This is a genomic window from Streptomyces sp. SL06, from assembly GCF_058244745.1.
Window position 1 is genome coordinate 3,551,925 of record NZ_JBSYOT010000002.1, and the last position, 20,441, is coordinate 3,572,365.

Sequence of the window (20,441 nt, forward strand, 5' to 3'; positions counted from 1 at the left end):
GAAGGACCACGTCCACGATGCGGACGTGGGGCCACTTATCAGGATGACCCGGCCGACGGCGGTACAACCTTCCACGCCCTTCACGTGTCGGACAGGCGCGGCCCATGCTGTAGCCGGCCGCAACTCGGCCGGTTCTCAGGGGAATTCATTACAATCGGGGTATTTGTGTTGATAAACACCATTCAGGGCATCCGTCTCCGCGGTGCCGTCGCCGTCGCCCTGACCAGTGGCGCCGTACTCGCGACCGGAGTCCTCTCCGCCGCACCCGCGCAGGCCGCCGCACCCGGGCGAGCCGTCGCCGCTCCGGTGCAGGCCGTCGCCGTGCCCTCGATCGTCGCCAAGGGCGGCTTCGTGATGAACAACGCGAACGGCAAGTCGCTCTACGGCAAGGCCGCGGACACCAGGCGCTCCACCGGCTCCACCACCAAGGTCATGACGGCCAAGGTCGTGCTCGCGCAGCCCAAGCTGAACCTGGACACCAAGGTCACGATCCAGAAGGCGTACAGCGACTACATCGTGTCGAAGAACGCCTCCTCCGCCCGCCTGATCGTCGGCGACCAGGTGACGGTCCGGCAACTGCTGTACGGGCTGATGCTGCCCTCCGGCTGCGACGCGGCCTACGCGCTGGCCGACAAGTTCGGCGCCGGTACGACGCGGGCGGCCCGGGTGAAGTCGTTCATCGCCAAGATGAACTCCACCGCGAAGAGCCTCGGCATGACGAACACGCACTTCGACTCGTTCGACGGCATCGGCAACGGCAAGAACTACTCGACGCCGCGCGATCTGACGAAGCTGGCGAGCAGCACGATGAAGAACGCCACCTTCCGCACGGTCGTGAAGACCAAGAAGTACACGGCCAAGACGAGGACCAGGACCGGTGGCACCCGGACGATGGCGCCCTGGACCAACACCAACACGCTGCTCGGCAGTTACAGCGGCGCGATCGGTCTGAAGACCGGGTCGGGTCCGCAGGCCAAGTACTGCCTGGTCTTCGCCGCGACGCGGAAGGGGAAGACCGTCATCGGGACGGTGCTGGCCTCCTCGTCGTCGACGCAGCGCACCACGGACGCCACGAAGCTCATGAACTACGGCTTCGCCAAGCTGGGCTGACGCCCGGCCGCACACCGGCCGCACACCGGCCGCACCGAGAACGGGCCCGTCGCCGTCGCGACGGGCCCGTTCCTCTGTTCGGATGACATGAATGGTGCTATCTTCATTAGCACCATGCTGCTGAGTCTGGACAAGACCGACATCCGTCCCCTGCACGAACAGGTCGCCGGCGCCGTCCGGCGCGCCATCGCCGAGGGGGAGTGCGGCCCGGGAGACCGCCTGCCCTCGGCCCGCGATCTCTCCCAGGCCCTCAACGTCAATGTCAACACCGTGCTGCGCGCCCTGCGCGGCCTGCGGGACGAGGGCCTGCTCGAGTTCCGCCGGGGCCGGGGGGTGACCGTGGCCGAGGGCGCCCGACCGCACTCCGGGTTGCAGATCCGGGTACGGGAGCTGATCGCCGAGGCGGCTCGGCTGGGCTACAGCAGGACCGATCTCATCGAGATGATCAGGGGAATGCCGTGAAAGACACGACGGTGAAGGCGCGTACCACGGTGCTGGTCTGGACGGTCGGCGTCACGGCCGTACTCGTCGGGCTGCCGCTCGTGGCGCGAGAGCGACTGCCCGACCGGCTGGCGACCCACTGGGGCCTGGCGGGCTCGGCCCCCGACGGATCGATGCCCCTGTGGGCGGCGTCCGTCTTCCCTGCGCTGATCTGGCTGGTGACGGCGGTGGCGGTCACCGTCCCGCTGATGCGGGCCGGCCCGGCGTCGCGCACCTGGACCACCACGATGCTGCTCCCCGCGGGCATCGTCCTGACCGGCGCGCAGGCCTCGATCGTGCGGGCCAACCTGGACCGCGCGGACTGGCACGAGGCCCGGCAGCCGACGGTGTGGGTGGTGGCGATCATCGTACTGGCCGTGCTCACGGGAGTGGGCGCGTGGCTGCTCGGCACCCAGCGGCCGGCCGCCTCGGACGACGCCGACGCGACGCGCGGCGATGGTGCTCCCGCGCTGGACCTTCCCAAGGACCGGCGGCTGGCCTGGTTCTCCCGGACCACCAGTCCCTGGATGCAACTGCTGGCGGCCCTGACCGGCCTGGCCGCGGCGGCCACGCTCGTCGCCCTGGTCGGCCTGGCCGCGCCGGGCGGCCTGTGGGGGGTGTTCGCCGGCTGCGCCACCGTGTCCGTGGTCGCCGGCCTGTTCTCGTCGGTGCAGGCGCGCGTCTCGGAACGGGGCCTGGAGGTGTCCTTCGGCCCCCTCGGCTGGCCCGCGCGACGCTGGGGACCCGACGACATCGACTCCGCGCGCATGGAGGTACGCCGCCCCGCCCAGGTCGGCGGCTGGGGCTACCGCCTCAGCGGCCTCGGCACCACGGTGATGCTGCGCGCCGGAGAGTGCCTGGTCATACGACCCCACGGCCGGGGCGCCGACTTCGCGGTGAGCGTCGACGACGCGCAACGGGGCGCGGCCCTGCTCAACGCACTGACCGAGAACCGGTCTCACCGCTGAGCATCCGCGCGGGGGGAGCGCCACGGGGGCGGTGAAGCGGGCCATGGCCACGCTTCCCGCCCGGCGCCGAACGTCGTGCTTTCCCTCCGGCTCCCGTGCCCGGGGGGGGCGAGGAACAGCTCACGGCGGACCGACTCCGACACCGGGTGCCCGCCGTACTCTCCGTCCGGCACCGGCACCCCGGAGGAGGCGAGGAACAGCCGCGCGGACCGACCTCGACGCTGAGCACCCGCCGGGGGCGGTGGAGCGGGCAGACCACGACCGCACCTCCCCGCCCGCCGCCGACGCCCAGCAGGCGAGGAACAGCTCACGGCGGCCCGGTCCGGCGCCGAGTGCCCGCCGGACGCGCCGCGGAGCGGGAGTTGGCCGCCGCCGTGCTTCCCTCCGGCACCGGCACCCGGGGCGAAGAACGGCCGCGCGGACCGGTCCCGGCGCCGGGCGGCCGGCGGGGAGGGTCCCATCCGGCCGGGCCTCCCGTCCGGTGTCGGTGCCCGGGAAGCGGGGAACGGGTCGGGCCTGATGCCGCCGGGCCCTTCCGAGGTGTCACGGGGCTGGAGCCGGCCGACGCCGTGCTTTCCGTCCGGCCCCGGCGCCCCGCAGGGGAGGGCGCCGGAGCCGGGCGGCTTTGTTGCCTCTGGTCAGGTCCAGGTGAGCAGGCGCTTGGGCTGTTCCAGGATCGCCGCCACGTCGGCGAGGACCTTGGAGCCCAGCTCGCCGTCGACGAGGCGGTGGTCGAAGCTCAGTGCCAGGGTGGTCACCTGACGCGGCTTCACCTTGCCCTTGTGCACCCACGGCTGGAGCTTGATCGCACCGACCGCCAGGATCGCGGACTCGCCCGGGTTGAGGATCGGCGTACCGGTGTCGACGCCGAAGACGCCGACATTGGTGATGGTCACGGTGCCGCCCTGCATGGCGGCCGGGGAGGTCCTGCCCTCCCGGGCCGTCGACACCAGCTCGCCCAGGGACCCCGCCAGTTGCGGCAGCGTCTTGGCGTGGGCGTCCTTGATGTTGGGGACGATCAGGCCCCTCGGGGTCGCGGCGGCGATGCCCAGGTTGACGTAGTGCTTGACCACGATCTCCTGCGCCGCCTCGTCCCAGGACGCGTTGACGTCCGGATTGCGCCTGATGGCGACCAGCAGGGCCTTGGCGATCAGCAGGAGCGGGTTCACCCGCAGGCCCGTGAACTCCTTGTCCTGCTTCAGCTCCTCGACCAGCTTCATCGTGCGCGTCACGTCGACCGTCACGAACTCGGTGACATGCGGCGCGGTGAACGCCGAGCCGACCATCGCCGCCGCCGTCGCCCTGCGCACGCCCTTGACCGGAATCCGGGTCTCGCGCGCCGTGTCGTACGACACCGCAGGGGCGGGGGCCGCAGGGGCGACGGAGGGTGCCGGCTCCGGTGCCGCCTGCGCCGGGGCCGCCGCCGTGTGCACGTCCTCGCGCGTGACGATGCCGTCCGGGCCGGTCGGTGTCACCGTGGCCAGGTCGACGCCGAGGTCCTTGGCGAGCTTGCGCACCGGGGGCTTGGCCAGCGGACGCTCGCGGGTGACCGGGGCGGCAGGGCCACGGCCGTTCATCTCGGACTGGATCGCGGCCGAGGCATCCTGGACCGGCGCCTCCTGGACCGGGGTCTCCCCGGTCTTGCGCGGGCGGCGGCGGGTCGCCGAGGTGGACACCCCGTAGCCGACCAGGACGGGCTGGCGGCCCGAGCCCTCGGGCTTCTGCTCCGTCTGTGCCGTGCCCGCCGCGTCCGCCGCGTTTTCGACCCGCGCCGGTTCCGCCGGGGCGGCCCCGTCGCCGACGGCCACCGCGATGATCGACGTGCCCACGTCGACCGTGGTGCCCTCCGGGAAGCGCAGCTCGCGGACCACGCCGTCGTAGGGGATGGGCAGTTCGACGGCGGCCTTGGCCGTCTCGACCTCGCACACCACCTGGCCGTCGGTGACCGTGTCACCCGGCTGGACATACCACTTGAGGATCTCGGCCTCGGTGAGCCCCTCGCCCACGTCGGGCATCCTGAACTCGCGTACGGACCCTTCGGTCATCGTCGTCACGGCCCTCTCCTCAGTACGCCAGCGAGCGGTCGACGGCATCCAGCACCCGGTCCAGGTCGGGCAGATACTCCTCCTCGATCCGCGCCGGCGGGTACGGGGCGTGATAGCCGCCGACCCGGAGCACCGGGGCCTCCAGGTGGTAGAAGCAGCGCTCGGTGATCCTCGCCGCGATCTCCGCGCCCGAGCCCAGGAACACCGGCGCCTCGTGGACCACGACCAGGCGGCGGGTCTTCTCCACCGACGCCTGGACCGTGTCGAAGTCGAGGGGGGAGATGGACCGCAGGTCCACCACCTCCAGGGAGCGCCCCTCCTCGGCCGCCGCGTCGGCGACCTCCTGGCAGAGCTTCACCATCGGACCGTAGGCGACCAGCGTGAGGTCGGTGCCCTCCCGGACCACCCGGGCGCTGTGCAGCCGGCCCGGGATGGCCTCGGTGTCGACCTCGGCCTTGTCCCAGTACCGGCGCTTGGGCTCGAAGTAGATCACCGGGTCGTCGCTCTGGATGGCCTGCTGCATCATCCAGTAGGCGTCCGCCGCGTTCGAAGGGGAGACCACCTTCAGGCCCGCCACGTGCGCGAACAGGGCCTCGGGGGACTCGGAGTGGTGCTCGACCGCGCCGATTCCGCCGCCGTAGGGGATGCGGACGACGACCGGCATCTTGACCTTGCCGAGCGAGCGGGCGTGCATCTTGGCCAGCTGCGTGACGATCTGGTCGTAGGCCGGGAAGACGAAGCCGTCGAACTGGATCTCCACCACCGGGCGGTAGCCCCGCAGGGCCAGGCCGATGGCGGTGCCGACGATGCCGGACTCGGCCAGCGGGGTGTCGATGACCCGCTCCTCGCCGAAGTCCTTCTGCAGACCGTCGGTGACCCGGAAGACGCCGCCGAGCTTGCCCACGTCCTCGCCCATGATCAGGACCTTGGGGTCGGACTCCAGCGCGCGGCGCAGCGACTCGTTGATCGCCTTGGCCAGCGCCAACTTCTCCGTTGCCATCTCAGACCCCCTCGCCCGTGGCGAAGCCGTTGTCGGACTCGGTCGCGAACGACGCCTGGTAGGCGGCGAACTGGGCCCGCTCCTCGTCGACGAGCGCGTGCCCGTCCGCGTACACGTTCTCGAAGATGGCGAACCGGTCCGGGTCGGGCATGGCACGGACCACTTCGCGCACTCGTTTGCCCAACGCCTCGCTCTCCGACTCCAGTTCCCCGAAGAATCCCTCGTCCGCGTGGTTTGAGGACTCCAGGAAGCGGCGAAGGCGCAGGATCGGGTCCTTCGCCTCCCAGGCGGCCCGCTCGTCGTCGTGCCGGTAGCGGGAGGGGTCGTCCGAGGTGGTGTGGGCCCCCATGCGGTACGTGTACGCCTCGACGAGCGCCGGGCCCTCACCGCGCCGCGCCCGCTCCAGGGCCCACCGGGTGACCGCGAGGCAGGCCAGCGCGTCGTTGCCGTCGACGCGGACGCCGGGGAAGCCGAAGCCCTGGGCGCGCTGGTAGAGCGGCACCCGGGTCTGCTTCTCGTTGGACTCGGAGATCGCCCACTGGTTGTTCTGGCAGAAGAAGACCACCGGGGCGTTGTAGACGGCGGCGAAGTTGAACGCCTCGCTGACATCGCCCTGGCTGGAGGCGCCGTCGCCGAAGTAGGCGATCACGGCGGAGTCCGCGCCGTCCTTGGCCACGCCCATCGCGTAGCCCGTGGCGTGCAGCGCCTGCGAGCCGATGACGATGGTGTACAGGTGGAAGTTGTTGCTGTTGGGGTCCCAGCCGCCGTGGTTCACGCCGCGGAACATGCCCAGGAGGTTGGTCGGGTCCACCCCGCGGCACCAGGCGACGCCGTGCTCACGGTAGGTCGGGAAGACGTAGTCGTCCTCGCGGGTGGCCCGGCCGGAGCCGATCTGGGCGGCCTCCTGGCCGAGGAGCGAGGCCCACAGGCCCAGCTCGCCCTGGCGCTGCAACGCGGTGGCCTCGGCGTCGAACCGCCGGGTGAGCACCATGTCGCGGTACAGGCCGCGCAGCTCTTCGGGGGTGATGTCGGCGACGTGTTCGGCGTACTCGGCGTAGGCCGGGTTCTCGACGCGTTCGCCCTCGGGTGTCAGCAGCTGCACCAGCTCCGTCTCGGAGCCCTTCCCGGCAGCCTTGCGGGTGGTGCTGGTGGTGCGCTTGGCGCCACCGGCGCCGGCCTTGGTGCCGGTGGTACCGGTCGCCTTGCTTCCGGCGCTGCGTCGCGGCTTGCGCGCGGCAGTGCTCTCGGTCACGTGTGCTCCTCCGTCGGTCCGGCCCCCGGGTTCGCCGGAAGCCAGTGCGGCTCACCTGCGGCCCGGCCGGTCGCACAGGGGTGGGTGCGGCCCGGTCGGGAACAGGCGTGACAGGTGCCCCGGCGAGCGCCCTGCGAACAGCACGTTACCCAGTGCTCCACATTTCTGTGAAACCCCTCCTGACCTGCGTTTTTACTCGGATTTCCAAGTAAATCGGCGAAGGCCGGAAGTTTTACTGGTCACAGCCTCGCAGGGGGCCGGAACAACGGCACGTTATCCCGGCCACCCCGGGCACGGGAAGGGTTGGTGTGTGACACTGAGCGCGTGCGCGAAGACGGAAAAATCCGGGTATTCCTCCTCGACGACCACGAGGTGGTCCGCCGGGGGGTGCACGATCTGCTCTCGGCCGAGCCGGACATCGTGGTGGTGGGCGAGGCCGGCACCGCGGCCGACGCGCAGGCCAGGGTCGCGGCCACCCGTCCGGAACGTCGCGGTGCTGGACGTCCGGCTGCCGGACGGCAGCGGCGTCGAGGTGTGCCGCGAGATCCGCTCCCGGGACGAGTCCGTCCAGTGCCTGATGCTGACCTCCTTCGCCGACGACGAGGCCCTGTTCGACGCGATCATGGCGGGTGCCGCGGGGTATGTCCTGAAGGACATCCGGGGCGCCGAGCTGCTGAGCGCCGTACGGGAGGTGGCGGACGGGAAGTCCCTGCTCGACCCGTCGGCCACCGCGCGGGTGCTGGCGCGGCTGCGCGACGGCGGCGTGAAGGCCGACGACCGGCTCGCCCGCCTCACCGAGCAGGAGCGCCGCATCCTGGACCTGATCGGCGAGGGGCTGACCAACCGCGCGATCGGCGAAAGGCTGCATCTCGCGGAGAAAACGATCAAGAATTACGTGTCGAGTCTGCTGGCGAAACTGGGAATGCAACGGCGTTCGCAGGCGGCCGCTTTCGTGGCCCGGCTAGAGGCCGAGAACCGCTGAGAACCGGAGAACGGGCCCGGAGGGCCGGGTTTATTCGGGACTTACGTCCCGCGCCGCACGGGGCGGGCGACTCTGTTCCGCTGCGCCCGCGCTCCCGCACAGTGAGTTCCATGCCCTCCGACGAACAGCTCGCGGTCGGCCTGCTCGGCCGTACCGACTACGGCCGGGCGGCCACCAGCATGCGTGCCCTGCCCTTCCTCGCCTTCGCACGGCACATCGTGGCCGACGGCCGGGTCCTGCTGCGCATGCCGAGGAGCTGGGGCTACCACCAGGTGTGCACGGGGAGCGTCGTGGCGTACGGCGCCGACAACCTGGGCTCGGCCCGGCCCGGTGAGAGCCTGTGGACCGTGCAGGTCGTGGGCCTGTGCGAGGCCCACGAACCGAGCGCGGCGGAGATCGAGCGGTTCGGTCCCATGCCGCACCGGGCGGGCGGTGTGCCGTTCGAGCCGGTGTATCTGCGCATCGAGCCGCGGTTCGGCACCGTGCACTTCACGGACGGTGCGGCCGGCCTCGTGTGAACGCGACGCGCGCGTGGAGCCCGTTTCCGGGTCGCACGCGCGCGTGAGGGCGGTTTCGGTCACTCGCCCGCCGGGTCACCACCGGTGTCGCCGCTGCCGCCCTCGGTGCCGCCCGTGGGATCGCCGGTCGGGTCGCCCGACGGCACCGTCGGGTCCGAGGGCGGGTCGTCCGTCGGCACCGTCGGGTCCCCCGTCGGGTCGCCCGTCGGGTCGCGGGTCGGCTCCGACGTCACGCTGTGCGTCGGCTCGTAGGAGGGCGTGTAGGGCGGCGTCCAGCCCCCGCCGCCCGTGCCCGCGCCGCCCGAGCCCTGCTCCGTGCCCGGGTCGGTGGTCTCCTCGGTGGCCTCGTCGCTGGGCGACTGGCTGGGCGACTTGTCGTCGGTGCTCGGCGAGGTGGTGGGCGACTGGGTGGTGCCGCTGCCGCCGCCCTTGCCCTCGCCGCTGTTGTTCACGGCCAGCGCGACGCCCGCGACGACGGCGACCACCGCGAGGACGGCCAGGATCCACAGCTTGCCGCGTCCGCCGCTCTTGCCGCCGCCGCCCTCGAAACCGCCGTCGTCGCTCCCGTAGCGGTTCGGCAGGATCGGCTGGGGGATCTGCTGGGTGCCGGACGCACCGTGGTCCGGGTTCGGCAGCACCGACGTGCCCGCGAGACCGGCCGCGGGCGCGTGCCGGCCGTCGTGCCCGGCGACCGGGCCGGTGTTCCAGGTGCCGGTGTGGCCGCCCTGCTCGTAGAGCATCTGCAGCCCGTACTGGACCAGGCCGCGCATCTCCTCGGCGGTCTGGAAACGGTCGTCGGGCTCCTTGGCCAGCGAGCGCATCACCAGCCCGTCCAGCTCCGGCGGGGTGGCGTCGGAGACCTCGGACGGCGGCGTCGGGATGTCCTGCACATGCTGGTAGACCACCGAGAGCGGGGTCTCGCCGGTGAACGGCGGGCGCAGCGCCAGGAGTTCGTAGAGCAGACAGCCCGTCGCATACAGGTCGGAGCGGTGGTCGACGGCCTTGCCGAGCGCCTGCTCCGGGGAGAGGTACTGCGGGGTGCCCATGACCATGCCGGTCTGCGTCATCGTCGTGGACGCGCCGTGCAGGGCGCGCGCGATGCCGAAGTCCATCACCTTCACCGCGCCGTTGTCCGTGATGATGACGTTGGCCGGCTTGATGTCGCGGTGCACGATGCCGTGCTGGTGGGAGTAGGCGAGCGCCTCCAGGACACCGGAGACGATGATCAACGCCTGCTCGGGTCCCGGCGCCTCCGCGGTGAGCAGGAGGTCGCGGATGGTGCGGCCCTCGACGATCTCCATCACGATGTACGGCACGGACTGGCCGCCGACGACATCCTCGCCGGAGTCGTACACGGCCACGATGGCATGGTGGTTGAGCCCCGCCACCGACTGTGCCTCGCGGGTGAACCGCGCCTTGGAGACCGGGTCCTCGGCGAGATCGGCGCGCAGCAGCTTGACCGCCACGGTCCGGCCCAGGCGGACGTCCTCGGCGGCGAACACCTCGGCCATGCCGCCCCGCCCGAGTCTGCGGGTCAGCCGGTACCGGCCGTCGCCGACCAAGCCGCCGTTGCCCCAGGTCTCCGGCGCGTCAGACATACCGCCGCCAGTCGCCTCGGGTTCGGACGGGCCCTGGGCGCGCTGCTGCTGTGCCATCAGTCCTCGCCGTCGTTTCTGCCCGCGGTGCGCGCGGTGTTGTCACGGTCTCCGTCGGCCACGCTACAGCCTTCGCGGGGGCCTCCGGTCCGGGATGGGAGCCGGGACCGGACATGAGACGGACCGGTCATGAAACCCTGGTTCCGTACCGTCGTGCAAATTCCGTGTACCGGCCGTACGCCGGCTGTAACGCTTCCGCGACGCTTCTTTCGCGTACGGTCACGGAACGGGCACCACGCTTGACGTGTCAGTGCCCTGGGGCAGACTTGGCCGGGAATAGCACTTTCGATCAATGAGCGCTCGCGCCCCGCCGCCGGCGCTATGGGGGACGCAGACACATGAGCCAGGACGCCGGACAGGGCCGGTACGCGGGACGCGCGCTCGCCGGCGGCCGCTACCAGCTGCGCGACTTGCTCGGCGAGGGCGGCATGGCCTCCGTGCACCTGGCGTACGACTCGGTGCTTGACCGGCAGGTCGCGATCAAGACACTCCACACCGAGCTGGGCCGGGAGCAGGCCTTCCGCGAGCGCTTCCGCCGCGAGGCCCAGGCCGTGGCCAAGCTCACCCACACCAACATCGTCTCGGTCTTCGACACGGGCGAGGACGATCTGGGCGGCCTGACGACGCCGTACATCGTCATGGAGTACGTCGAGGGCCGGCCGCTCGGCTCGGTGCTCGACGAGGATGTCCGCCGGCAGGGCGCGATGCCCGCCGACAAGGCGCTGAAGATCACCGCGGATGTGCTGGCGGCCCTGGAGATCAGCCACGAGATGGGCCTGGTCCACCGGGACATCAAGCCGGGCAACGTGATGATGACCAAGCGCGGCGTGGTCAAGGTGATGGACTTCGGCATCGCCCGCGCCATGCAGTCCGGCGTGACCTCGATGACGCAGACCGGCATGGTCGTCGGCACCCCGCAGTACCTCTCGCCGGAACAGGCGCTCGGCCGCGGTGTGGACGCCCGCTCCGACCTGTACTCGGTCGGCATCATGCTCTTCCAACTGGTCACCGGGCGCCTCCCGTTCGACGCGGACTCGCCGCTGGCCATCGCGTACGCGCATGTGCAGGAGGAGCCGGTCGCCCCGTCCTCGGTCAACCGCGCCCTGCCGCCCGCGGTGGACGCGCTGGTGGCCCGCGCGCTGAAGAAGAACCCCAACGAGCGCTTCCCCAGCGCCGAGGCCATGCGGGACGAGTGCCTGCGGGTGGCGGCCTCCTTCCAGCCGGCCCCGCCGAGCATCGTGCCCGGCACGAGCACGCCGAGCGGCGCAGGCGTCGGCTCCGCGGTGTTCCCGCCGGTCGACCAGGGCACCCCGGCGCCCACCGGCCCCGTCCAGACGCCGTACCAGCCGGCCCCGGGTCCCAACCCGTACGGCACCCCGGCCCCCGCCGCGCCCTCGTACGGCTATCCGCAGCAGGGCGGTTACCCGACGCCCGCCGCCTCGCCGTACCCGCCGCAGCACCAGGGGGCGTCCACGCCGCCGCCGTACAACCTGACGCCGTCCGCCCCCGCGGGCGGTTCGCCGGGCGGCGGCAGGAGCAACAAGCTGGTGGTCATCGGCTCGATCGTGGTCGCCGTCCTGGTCGTCGGCGGTCTGATCGGCGCGCTGACGATGAACAAGGACGGCGACGACGCCAAGGGCGGGGACAGCACGGCCAGCGCCTCGCCGTCGAAGGCGGCGGGCTATCGCGGGCCGGACAGGACGAAGACGATCGATCAGGACAAGTGCACGGAGCCCGATGAGTCGTACAACGACCCCGACAAGATCAAGGTCCCGGACTTCACCTTCCGGTACATCGGCTCGGTCAAGGAGTGCTTCAACGCCGCCGGCTGGCGGATGAAGGTCGTCGAGGTCGACGAGAACACCTATGGCGAGGGCTCGGTCAGGGACCAGTTCCCCACGGCCGGCACGGACGTCGACCCCGAGAACATGCCGGTGATCCAGCTCAAGGTCTCGACGGGCAACCCGCCCTCCGACTGATCGCGGGACCGGCGCGGACGTGCGACGAAGGGCCCGGCAGCCGTCGCTGCCGGGCCCTTCACGATGTCGGTGGATCGTCGCTGTGCCTGCGCGTCCCTACAGGTAGGGGCCGCCGGACCGGCCGCCGCCGGGGCCCGGGTGCGGCTCCTCGCCCTCCGGGACGGCGCCCGGCGGCAGGGCGCGGCGCATCTGCTCCAACTGGGCCCGCGCGGCCATCTGCTGGGCGAACAGCGTGGTCTGGATGCCGTGGAACAGGCCCTCCAGCCAGCCGACCAGTTGCGCCTGCGCGATCCGCAGTTCGGCGTCGGTCGGGGTGGCGTCGTCCGTGAAGGGCAGGGAGAGCCGCTCCAGCTCCTCGACCAGCTCCGGGGCCAGGCCGTCCTCCAGCTCCTTCACCGAGCTGGAGTGGATCGCCTTGAGCCGGACCCGGCTCGCCTCGTCCAGGGGCGCGACGCGCACCTCCTCCAACAGCTGCTTGATCATGCTGCCGATCCGCATGACCTTGGCAGGCTGCTCCACCTGCTCGGTCACCGGGATCTCGCGGGAGTCGTCGTCCCCGCCGCCGCCACTGAGCGCCATTCCGTCCTGGCCGACGACCAGGATCTGGGGGTTCTCCGGCGACCTGTCGTTCCTCGGCATCTCCATGCCGCCATTGTCTCGCACCCGTGTACCCGGGCCGGGTGGTGCCCCCGTGGAAACGTCGTCCACCGCGTTCGGGGGAGCCCGAAATGCCAGCATTGTCCGCTGATGTGAGGATTATACCGTTGATTTTCGCGACTGGACATCACCGGGAGGGGGTCACGGGTGTGACTCCATGGCTGCGCGCACTGAGGGCGACGGGGCTGGTGGGGGCGCTGGGGGTCGGCGCGCTGGTGTCGCCGTGCGGGGCGGAGGCGGCGCACGGCGCCGGGATCGCGGCGGTGTCCCCGTCCCCTTCGAGGCCGGGTCCCGCCCCGGCGGTGGAGGCCGCCGATCCGGACGGCACCGGCGGCACCGGCGGCTCCGGCGGCACCGACGAGCACGACCGGCCCGAGCGCCCCGACGATCACGATGGCCCGGGGCGCCCTGAACACCCGGAGCACCCGTCGCCGGAGCGCCCGGAGCGTCCCGGTGCCGGGCCCGCCTCCCCGTCCGCCGCGGAATCCGGCCCGGACGACCGGCCAACGTCCGCTCCTGCGGGCGGCGCGGGGCGCGGTTCCGCGACGCCCTCCCCTTCTTCCTCGCCCGAGCCCTCCCGGGCGGGGAGTCTGCCGGGCGAGGGACGGCCCCGGCCCGGCCGGACCGAGGAGCGGGCGCAGAACGGCACGGACAAGAACACCGCTCACCGGACGGAGGGCGACGCCCGCGCCGAAGCCCGCTCCACCGCGCCGCCCGACGAGGCCGCCCTGGTGCCGAAGCCCTCCCCGTCCCGGACCGAAACCCGGCCACAGGCACGGACCGAGCCCGTACTGCGAGTCCTCCCCCTGGGCACCGGCCTGGTCCTCATCGGCCTCGGCCTCGCCCTGGCCTTCGTGGGCCTACGCCTGCGCCGGGGCTGACCCGATCGACGGACCGGACGAAGCTCACGCCGTCCGGGTGGGGTGGCGCGAGGCTGGGTCCGCGGGCCGACCCGGCGGCGCGAGCCGGGCTGGGGCAAGCCCCGCCTTCACCTCGACGGGCCGTGGTGGCGCGAGCCGACGTAGGGCGAGCCGGAGTGGCGCGGGCCACGCGGGCCACGCGGGGCGGGCCGAGGTGGGGCGGGCCGGAGTGGGGCGGGCCGAGGTGGAGCGGGCCGAGGTGGAGCGGGCCGAGGTGGAGCGGGCCGAGGTGGAGCGGGCCCTGCCTCCGCGGGCCCGGGGTGGCGCGAGGCGGCGTGGCGCGGGCCCCCACCCCCGCGAGCCAGCGTCGGGCAGGTCCCGCCCCCGTGGGTCAGGCCGGCGTGGGGCGCCGTGCTACGACGTGAGCAGCAGGACCTTGCCGATGTGGCCGCTCTCCTCCACCACCCGATGTGCGGCGGCGGCCTCGCTCATCGGAAGTTCGCGGTCGACGACCGGGCGGACATGGCCCCCGGAGAACAGCGGCCAGACGTGCTCGCGCACGGCGGCCACGATGGCGGCCTTCTCCCCCAGCGGCCGGGCGCGCAGCGAGGTCGCGCTCACGGCAGCGCGCTTGGCGAGGAGCGCGCCGATGTTCAGCTCGCCCTTCACGCCGCCCTGGAGTCCGATGATCGCGAGCCGACCGTTCACGGCGAGGGACTGGACGTTGCGGTCAAGGTACTTCGCGCCCATGTTGTCGAGGATGACGTTGGCGCCCGCACCGCCCGTCGCCTCCTTCATCTCGGCGACGAAGTCCTGCTCCCGGTAGTTGATCAGGATGTCGGCGCCCAGCTCGGCGCAGCGCTCCAGCTTCTCCTTGGTGCCCGCCGTCACGGCGACCTTGGCGCCGACGGCCTTGGCGAGCTGGATCGCCATGGTGCCGACACCGCTGGAGCCGCCGTGCACGAGCAGCGTCTCACCGGGGCCGAGGTGGGCGACCATGAAGACGTTCGACCAGACGGTGCAGACCACCTCGGGCAGGGCCGCCGCCCGCCCGACGTCGATGCCCTCCGGAACCGGCAGCAGCTGACCGACCGGGACGGCGACCTTCTCGGCGTAGCCGCCACCGCTGAGCAGCGCGCACACCTCGTCCCCGACGGACCAGCCGGACACGCCCGCCCCGAGGGCCGCGACGCGCCCGGCGCACTCCAGGCCGGGGTAGGGGGAGGCGCCGGGCGGCGGATCGTAGAAGCCCTGGCGCTGCATGATGTCGGCGCGGTTGACGGCACTGGCCGCCACCTCGACCAGGACCTCGCCCTCGCCGGGTGCCGGATCGGGGACCTCGGCCCAGACCAGCGCCTCGGGGCCTCCGGGTTCGGAAATCGTGATCGCGTGCATGGGGGCGACGCTACTCCTCCGCCCCTGTTCGGGACCGTCCGCCGGGTATCCGTGTGCGCGACCGATGAGTTTGCGCGACGGTGAAGGTCTTCCCCTGCGTATCCCAAGGACGCGGAAGGACCACCAGCATGAGCACGGACACGTCCCCACTCGCGATCGAGACCGAGGGACTGGTGAAGACGTTCGGTGAGACCCGGGCCGTGGACGGGGTGGACCTCGCGGTGCCCGCCGGCACGGTCTACGGCGTCCTCGGCCCGAACGGCGCGGGCAAGACCACCACCGTGAGGATGCTCGCCACCCTCCTGCGGCCGGACGGCGGCCACGCCCGCGTCTTCGGACGCGATGTCGTGCGCGAGGCCGACGAGGTACGCGGCCGGGTGAGCCTCACCGGGCAGTACGCGTCCGTGGACGAGGACCTCACCGGCACCGAGAACCTGCTCCTGCTGGGCCGGCTCCTCGGACACGGCAAGACCGCCGCGCGCAAGCGCGGGGACCAGTTGCTGGCGGCCTTCGGGCTGGCGGACGCGGCGGCGAAGCAGGTCAAGCACTACTCCGGCGGCATGCGGCGGCGCATCGACATCGCCGCGTCCATCCTCAACACCCCCGACCTGCTCTTCCTCGACGAGCCGACCACCGGCCTCGACCCGCGCAGCCGCAACCAGGTGTGGGACATCGTGCGCGCGGTCGTGGCCCAGGGCACCACCGTGCTGCTGACCACGCAGTACCTGGACGAGGCCGACCAGCTGGCATCCCGGATCGCCGTCATCGACAGCGGCAGGGTGATCGCCGAGGGCACCAAGGGCGAGCTGAAGGCGTCCGTCGGCGCCGGCTCCGTCCATCTGCGGCTGCGGGACCCGCAGGAGCGGCCGGAGGCCGAGCGGGTACTGCGGAGCCTGCTGGCCGCCGAGGTGCAGAAGGAACCCGACCCGGTGGCCCTCACCGCGCGCCTGGGGGCGGCGGCGAGCGACACCGCCGCCGACCAGGCCGCCAAGGCGCTCGCCGAGCTGGCCCGAGCCGGCATCACCGTCGACAGCTTCTCCCTGGGACAGCCCAGCCTCGACGAGGTCTTCCTCGCCCTGACCGGACACGACACCGGCCGGAGCACCGGCACCACCCCCGGCACCACCCCCGGCACGGACACCGGCGAGAACACCGGCACCGGCACCGGCACGAAGGACGGAGCGGCGGCATGAGTACGGTCACGAGCACCGAGGGCAGGGAACTCACCCCGGTCGGCACCGAGTCGCTGGCCGCCCTGCTGGTCACCAAGGAGCGCCCGGCACGGCCCAGCGCCCTGTCCACGTCCCTGACGTTCGGCTGGCGCGCGATCCTCAAGATCAAGCATGTGCCGGAGCAGCTCTTCAACGTCACCGCCTTCCCGATCATGAACCTGTTGATGTTCACGTATCTCTTCGGCGGTGCGCTGGCGGGCTCGCCCGGTGACTACATCCAGTTCGTGCTGCCGGGCATCCTCGTGATGTCGGTCGTGATGATCACGATGTACACCGGGGTCTCGGTGAACGTCGACATCGAGAAGGGCGTCTTCGACCGCTTCCGCTCGCTGCCGATCTGGCGGCCCTCGGCGATGGTCGGCTATCTGCTCGGCGACGCGCTGCGCTACACCATCGCGTCCGTCGTCATGCTCACCGTCGGGCTGCTGCTCGGCTACCGGCCGGACGGCGGATTGGCCGGCGTGGTCGCCGGGATCGCGCTGCTGCTGCTGTTCTCGTTCGCCTTCTCGTGGATCTGGACGATGTTCGGGCTGATGCTGCGCACCGAGAAGTCGGTGATGAGCGTCAGCATGATGGTGATCTTCCCGCTCACCTTCCTGTCCAACGTCTTCGTCGACCCGAAGACCATGCCGGGCTGGCTTCAGGTCTTCGTCAACAACAGCCCGATCACACATCTGGCGTCCGCGGTGCGCGGGCTGATGGCGGGTGGCCGGCCCGGCGCCGAGATCGCCTGGACCCTGGGCTGGGCGGGCCTGTTCCTGCTGGTCTTCGGCCCGGTCACGATGCGGCTGTACAACCGCAAGTAGCCGGTGGCGGTACGCGGTCGGCGCCCCGTGCGGGAGAGGCGCGGGGCGCCGTGCGCGGTTCGGGGCCGTCAGTCGCGGGGCAGCGGGCGGGCGTCGGGTGCCACATGGGTGGCCGGTGTCGCCCGCACGATCGTGATCAGACGGTCCGTCAACTCCAGGGTGCCGACCGCCGGATCGTCGTATCCGAGCACCCGGTGCCCGCGCAGCACGCTGACCACCAGGTCGTCCAGCTCGCGCGGGTTCTTGCCCACCTCGGCCTTTATGGCCGGCCGTTCGACGAGATCGAGCCCGCTGCCCTGGCTGATGAGGTCCTCCATGACCATGCCGGCGGCGGGGCTGAGCACGGAGAGCCCGAGCAGCCGGCCCGCGGCACTGGCACTGGTGATCACGGCGTCGGCGCCGGACTGCTTCAGCAGCGGCGCGTTCTCCTCCTCGCGGACCGCCACCACGATCTTCGCGCCGCGGTTGAGCTGCCGGGCCGTCAGCGTCACCAGGACCGCCGTGTCGTCGCGCTGGGTGGCGATGATGATCTGCTTCGCCCGGAACGTCTCGGCACGGTTCAGCACGTCGCTGCGCGTCGCGTCACCCATCACGCCCGCGTAGCCGTGGGCCGTCGCGGCCTCGATGGCCTTCTCGCTGGGGTCGACCACGACGACCTGCTCCTTGCGCAGCCCGGTCGCGCAGACGGTCTGGATCGCCGACCGCCCCTTGGTACCGAAGCCGACGACAACGGTGTGATCGCGCAAGGCGGACCTCCAGCGGTTCAGGCGCCACTCCTCCCGAGTGCGCTCGGTGAGGGCTTCCAGCGTGGTGCCGACCAGGATGATCAGGAACAGCACGCGCAGGGGCGTGACGACCAGGATGTTGGTCAGCCGGGCGGCGTCACTGACGGGGGTGATGTCGCCGTATCCGGTGGTGGAGAGGGTGACGGTGGCGTAGTAGAAGGCGTCGAGGAGGTCGACGGAGCCGTCGGAGCTGTCCGTGTAGCCCTCGCGGTCGGCGTAGACGACGAACGCGGTCGCCACCAGCACCACCAGGGCCAGGGACAGCCGTTTGCCGACCTGGCGGATCGGGTGCTCCACCAGTGTCCTGGGGAGTTTCACCCGATGGGTCACGAGGTGCTCGTCCGCCTGGCGGGCGATCGTGTCCTGGCCCGGAAGTTTCACGTGAAACACACCCCGATCCCGGCGCTGGCCCAGGGCAGGTCGAGCAGCTCAGCCTCCTGGCCCGCTCGCGCACCGCCCAGGGGTACGACGGCCAGGGCGTCGGCCGCCGCGATGCCGCGCAGCATGGCGGGACCGTTGTAGTGGAGCGGCACGGCCGCGTCGCCGCGCAGTACGACGGGGACGAGCCGGGTGTCGTAGGGGTGCCCGTGCACCGCGTCCCGCAGCGGCAGCGTGTACGGCTCGGGCGCCGGGCGGGCGGCGAGGGTGCGCAGCAGCGGCTCGGCGAGGGTGAGCAGTCCGGAGACGGCGGCGAGGGGGTTGCCGGGCAGCCCGACGAGGTGCTGGTCGTCCTTGAGGCGGGCCAGCAGCATGGGGTGGCCGGGGCGTACCTTGACGCCGTCCACGAGGAGTTCGGCGCCGACCCGGCTCAGGATCGGGTGGACGTGGTCGACGGGTCCCGCGGCGGTGCCGCCGGTCGTGACGATCAGGTCGGCGTCGGAGGTCGTGACGGCGCGGTGCAGGACCCTGGCGTTGTCGCCGATCCGGCGGACCGCGCGGACCTCGGCGCCCAGGGCCCGCAGCCAGGGCGGCAGCATCGGGCCGAGCGCGTCCCGGATGAGGCCGTCGTGCGGGAGTCCCCCGGTGAGCAGTTCGTCGCCGAGGACGAGCACGTCGACGCGGGGGCGGGCGACCGCGGTGAGGGTGTCGTAACCGGCGGCCGCCGCGAGGCCCAGTACGGCCGGGGTCGCGAGGGTGCCGACGGGCAGCAACTGGTCGCCGCTGCGGCACTCCTGACCGCGCGGACGGATGTCCTGGCCGTGGACGACCGCGCGGGTGGGGTGCAGACGGCCCGAGTCGTCGGTGCGGCCGTGCTCGGTGCGCAGTACGGCGGTGGTGTCCGGGGGGATACGGGCGCCGGTGGCGATCCGGGCGGCCTCGCCGTCGCCGAGGGGGGCGGGCTCCGCGTGTCCGGCCAGGACGCCCTCGTCGCGCACGGCCCAGGGACCCGGACCGGCGACGGCCCAGCCGTCCATCGCGGAGGTGTCGAAGGAGGGCAGGTCGACCAGGGCGGTGAGGGGCGCGGCCAGGGTGCGGCCGAGGGCGGCGTCGAGGGGTACGGAGACCGGGGCGCGGCGGGCGGCGCGGACAGCGGCGCGGGCGGCCCGCTCGGCGGTCGCGCGTGCCTCGGACCAGGGGGTCGCGCGGTGGTGGGACCGCGCAGCGGCGTGCGGGGCGCCGTGGTGCCCGTGGTGCGCGGCTCGGGCGGCCGCGGTCGCGTGGCGGTCGCCCTCGGGAGGGCCGGGGATCTCCTTCACGAGGGCGAGTGCCTCCTCGACGCCGAGGTCTTCCGCTTCCTCGTCGGCGCGCGTACGGGGGGAGGTCATCACACGTCCGGGCGGGGGTCGGGGGCCGCGCCGGGACCGGCTTCGGCGGCCTCCTGTGCCCAGCGCTGGGCGAGGGCCGCGGCCTTGCGGGCGGCCTCGGCGACGGCCTCGGGGCCTCCGCCGGCCCGCCCGGCCGCGTAGCCGACGAGGAAGGTGGTCAGCGGGGCCGCGGGCCTCGCCACCCCGTGGGCGGCGTCACGCGCGAGGTCGAGCAGGACGCCGGTGTCGACGTCCAGGTCGAGGCCCAGCTCGTCCTTGGCTGCGGAAATCCATTCATCCAACACGTGACCATGCTCCCTGATGCGTGCCCTTGCGGTGGCGATGTCGTCCCAGGTGTCGCAGTCGAAGGAGGCGACGGCGCCGGGGACGCGGGTGAGACGGAGGGCGCCGGTCAGGCGGCGCAGCGGCAGCCCGGTGAGGTCCGCCCGGCCCGCCGGGTCCCGGGTGAGCGCGGCCAGTTCGCGGCGTACGGCGGGCGCGCGGTAGACGGCGACGAGGGGCTGGTCGCGGCCGTCGGCGTCGGTGAGCAGCGCGCCGTCGGCGTCGCTCGCGGCGAGGGCCGACAGCAGTCGTCCAAGGGCGGGTCCGGCGAGGAACGGCAGGTCGGCGGAGAGCACCACGACATGCTCCGCCGTGGTGTGCCGCAGTCCCGCGGCGAGGGCGGCGAGCGGTCCGCCGCCGGGCGGGTCCTCGCGCGCCCAGGTCACCGGGCGCGCGGTGGGCCGGGGGTCGGCGACGACGACGGTGGTGCGGGCTCCGGCGCAGGCGGCGAGCACCCGGTCCAGCAGCGCCCGCCCGCCCACGCGCAGGCCGGGCTTGTCCGCGCCGCCGAGCCGCCGGGCGGCCCCGCCGGCGAGTACGACGGCGTCGTACCCGGCGGGGTCGGGGCCCGGTGCGGATCCGGCGGTGGCGCCGGGGCTGCCTGGGGGCTCGTGGGCGGTCATCCCCCGA

General features: G+C 72.5%; 17 protein-coding genes and 1 pseudogene. 9 read left to right on the forward strand and 9 right to left on the reverse strand.

Features of this window, described 5'->3' with window-relative positions; genetic code table 11:
- The first annotated feature begins 168 nt into the window (after positions 1–168).
- The 3 genes from AC4IHM_RS16215 to AC4IHM_RS16225 all read left to right on the forward strand — a co-directional run bounded on the left by AC4IHM_RS16215 (position 169) and on the right by AC4IHM_RS16225 (position 2,558).
- On the forward strand, positions 169–1,110 hold the full coding sequence (locus AC4IHM_RS16215; protein ID WP_490867750.1) for a D-alanyl-D-alanine carboxypeptidase family protein: 942 nt from the start codon (positions 169–171) through the stop codon (positions 1,108–1,110).
- Positions 1,111–1,224: 114 nt separating this feature from the next.
- Positions 1,225–1,572 carry a GntR family transcriptional regulator gene (locus AC4IHM_RS16220; RefSeq protein WP_490867751.1) on the forward strand — a complete coding sequence of 116 codons (348 nt, stop codon included), beginning with the start codon at positions 1,225–1,227 and terminating at the stop codon, positions 1,570–1,572.
- Entirely contained in the window at positions 1,569–2,558 is a 990-nt protein-coding gene (locus AC4IHM_RS16225; RefSeq protein WP_490867752.1) for a DUF1648 domain-containing protein, read from the forward strand. Before AC4IHM_RS16220 ends, AC4IHM_RS16225 begins: the two co-directional genes overlap by 4 nt.
- A gap of 638 nt (positions 2,559–3,196) precedes the next feature.
- On the opposite strand, the gene AC4IHM_RS16230 is transcribed toward AC4IHM_RS16225, so the two are convergent.
- Genes AC4IHM_RS16230 through pdhA form a run of 3 tightly spaced genes read right to left on the reverse strand, consistent with a single transcriptional unit; the run spans position 3,197 to position 6,855 of the window.
- Positions 3,197–4,603 (reverse strand): dihydrolipoamide acetyltransferase family protein, encoded by a 1,407-nt coding sequence (locus AC4IHM_RS16230; RefSeq protein WP_490870844.1) that lies wholly within the window; start codon positions 4,601–4,603, stop codon positions 3,197–3,199.
- 19 nt (positions 4,604–4,622) lie between these two features.
- A complete protein-coding gene (locus tag AC4IHM_RS16235) occupies positions 4,623–5,603 on the reverse strand; it encodes an alpha-ketoacid dehydrogenase subunit beta (RefSeq protein WP_490867753.1) in 981 nt (326 codons plus the stop codon).
- A 1-nt stretch (position 5,604) separates the two neighbouring features.
- The gene (gene pdhA, locus AC4IHM_RS16240; RefSeq protein ID WP_490867754.1) at positions 5,605–6,855 is read right to left on the reverse strand and encodes a pyruvate dehydrogenase (acetyl-transferring) E1 component subunit alpha; all 1,251 of its coding nucleotides are present in this window, start codon (positions 6,853–6,855) and stop codon (positions 5,605–5,607) included.
- A gap of 324 nt (positions 6,856–7,179) precedes the next feature.
- On the opposite strand from pdhA, the pseudogene AC4IHM_RS16245 reads away from it, so the two are divergent.
- Both AC4IHM_RS16245 and AC4IHM_RS16250 read left to right on the forward strand, forming a co-directional pair.
- Positions 7,180–7,837: pseudogene (locus AC4IHM_RS16245) on the forward strand (response regulator).
- Between the two features lie 110 nt (positions 7,838–7,947).
- A complete protein-coding gene (locus AC4IHM_RS16250; RefSeq protein ID WP_490867755.1) occupies positions 7,948–8,355 on the forward strand; it encodes a pyridoxamine 5'-phosphate oxidase family protein in 408 nt (135 codons plus the stop codon).
- A gap of 59 nt (positions 8,356–8,414) precedes the next feature.
- Here AC4IHM_RS16250 and AC4IHM_RS16255 read toward each other — a convergent pair whose 3' ends face one another.
- Entirely contained in the window at positions 8,415–10,010 is a 1,596-nt protein-coding gene (locus AC4IHM_RS16255) for a protein kinase domain-containing protein (protein ID WP_490867756.1), read from the reverse strand.
- Between the two features lie 338 nt (positions 10,011–10,348).
- Between AC4IHM_RS16255 and AC4IHM_RS16260 the strand changes: the two genes are divergently transcribed.
- Complete coding sequence (locus AC4IHM_RS16260; protein ID WP_490867757.1) at positions 10,349–11,989, forward strand: protein kinase domain-containing protein; 1,641 nt, start codon at positions 10,349–10,351, stop codon at positions 11,987–11,989.
- Positions 11,990–12,085: 96 nt separating this feature from the next.
- On the opposite strand, the gene AC4IHM_RS16265 is transcribed toward AC4IHM_RS16260, so the two are convergent.
- Positions 12,086–12,634: a bacterial proteasome activator family protein gene (locus AC4IHM_RS16265; protein WP_490867758.1), complete on the reverse strand. Its 549-nt coding sequence runs from the start codon at positions 12,632–12,634 to the stop codon at positions 12,086–12,088.
- A gap of 161 nt (positions 12,635–12,795) precedes the next feature.
- Here AC4IHM_RS16265 and AC4IHM_RS16270 point away from each other — a divergent pair, with 161 nt between their 5' ends.
- Positions 12,796–13,527, forward strand: a complete 732-nt coding sequence (locus AC4IHM_RS16270) for a hypothetical protein (protein ID WP_490867759.1) — start codon at positions 12,796–12,798, stop codon at positions 13,525–13,527.
- A 393-nt stretch (positions 13,528–13,920) separates the two neighbouring features.
- Here the strand turns inward: AC4IHM_RS16270 and AC4IHM_RS16275 are convergent, their stop codons facing one another.
- A complete protein-coding gene (locus AC4IHM_RS16275; RefSeq protein WP_490867760.1) occupies positions 13,921–14,901 on the reverse strand; it encodes an NAD(P)H-quinone oxidoreductase in 981 nt (326 codons plus the stop codon).
- 128 nt (positions 14,902–15,029) lie between these two features.
- On the opposite strand from AC4IHM_RS16275, the gene AC4IHM_RS16280 reads away from it, so the two are divergent.
- Together AC4IHM_RS16280 and AC4IHM_RS16285 are read left to right on the forward strand one after the other, a co-directional pair.
- Entirely contained in the window at positions 15,030–16,094 is a 1,065-nt protein-coding gene (locus tag AC4IHM_RS16280; protein WP_490867761.1) for an ATP-binding cassette domain-containing protein, read from the forward strand.
- Positions 16,091–16,939: an ABC transporter permease gene (locus AC4IHM_RS16285; protein WP_490867762.1), complete on the forward strand. Its 849-nt coding sequence runs from the start codon at positions 16,091–16,093 to the stop codon at positions 16,937–16,939. The genes AC4IHM_RS16280 and AC4IHM_RS16285 overlap by 4 nt, the downstream gene beginning before the upstream one ends.
- 68 nt (positions 16,940–17,007) lie before the next feature.
- On the opposite strand, the gene AC4IHM_RS16290 is transcribed toward AC4IHM_RS16285, so the two are convergent.
- The 3 genes from AC4IHM_RS16290 to AC4IHM_RS16300 are packed head-to-tail and all read right to left on the reverse strand — an operon-like array spanning position 17,008 to position 20,434.
- Positions 17,008–18,105 carry a potassium channel family protein gene (locus AC4IHM_RS16290; RefSeq protein ID WP_490867763.1) on the reverse strand — a complete coding sequence of 366 codons (1,098 nt, stop codon included), beginning with the start codon at positions 18,103–18,105 and terminating at the stop codon, positions 17,008–17,010.
- The gene (locus AC4IHM_RS16295; RefSeq protein ID WP_490867764.1) at positions 18,102–19,490 is read right to left on the reverse strand and encodes a molybdopterin molybdotransferase MoeA; all 1,389 of its coding nucleotides are present in this window, start codon (positions 19,488–19,490) and stop codon (positions 18,102–18,104) included. Before AC4IHM_RS16295 ends, AC4IHM_RS16290 begins: the two co-directional genes overlap by 4 nt.
- Positions 19,490–20,434, reverse strand: coding sequence for an NTP transferase domain-containing protein (locus AC4IHM_RS16300; protein ID WP_490867765.1), 945 nt, complete (start codon positions 20,432–20,434; stop codon positions 19,490–19,492). The genes AC4IHM_RS16295 and AC4IHM_RS16300 overlap by 1 nt, the downstream gene beginning before the upstream one ends.
- Positions 20,435–20,441 lie beyond the last annotated feature (7 nt).

What these genes read in the sequence shown, in the direction of transcription:
- AC4IHM_RS16220 (WP_490867751.1), top strand. Translation starts at nt 1,225, where the DNA reads ATGCTGCTGAGTCTGGACAAGACCGACATCCGTCCCCTGCACGAACAG.
- AC4IHM_RS16230 (WP_490870844.1), bottom strand. Translation starts at nt 4,603, where the DNA reads ATGACCGAAGGGTCCGTACGCGAGTTCAGGATGCCCGACGTGGGCGAG.
- AC4IHM_RS16235 (WP_490867753.1), bottom strand. Translation starts at nt 5,603, where the DNA reads ATGGCAACGGAGAAGTTGGCGCTGGCCAAGGCGATCAACGAGTCGCTG.
- AC4IHM_RS16250 (WP_490867755.1), top strand. Translation starts at nt 7,948, where the DNA reads ATGCCCTCCGACGAACAGCTCGCGGTCGGCCTGCTCGGCCGTACCGAC.
- AC4IHM_RS16255 (WP_490867756.1), bottom strand. Translation starts at nt 10,010, where the DNA reads ATGGCACAGCAGCAGCGCGCCCAGGGCCCGTCCGAACCCGAGGCGACT.
- AC4IHM_RS16260 (WP_490867757.1), top strand. Translation starts at nt 10,349, where the DNA reads ATGAGCCAGGACGCCGGACAGGGCCGGTACGCGGGACGCGCGCTCGCC.
- AC4IHM_RS16265 (WP_490867758.1), bottom strand. Translation starts at nt 12,634, where the DNA reads ATGGAGATGCCGAGGAACGACAGGTCGCCGGAGAACCCCCAGATCCTG.
- AC4IHM_RS16275 (WP_490867760.1), bottom strand. Translation starts at nt 14,901, where the DNA reads ATGCACGCGATCACGATTTCCGAACCCGGAGGCCCCGAGGCGCTGGTC.
- AC4IHM_RS16280 (WP_490867761.1), top strand. Translation starts at nt 15,030, where the DNA reads ATGAGCACGGACACGTCCCCACTCGCGATCGAGACCGAGGGACTGGTG.
- AC4IHM_RS16285 (WP_490867762.1), top strand. Translation starts at nt 16,091, where the DNA reads ATGAGTACGGTCACGAGCACCGAGGGCAGGGAACTCACCCCGGTCGGC.
- AC4IHM_RS16295 (WP_490867764.1), bottom strand. Translation starts at nt 19,490, where the DNA reads ATGACCTCCCCCCGTACGCGCGCCGACGAGGAAGCGGAAGACCTCGGC.
- AC4IHM_RS16300 (WP_490867765.1), bottom strand. Translation starts at nt 20,434, where the DNA reads ATGACCGCCCACGAGCCCCCAGGCAGCCCCGGCGCCACCGCCGGATCC.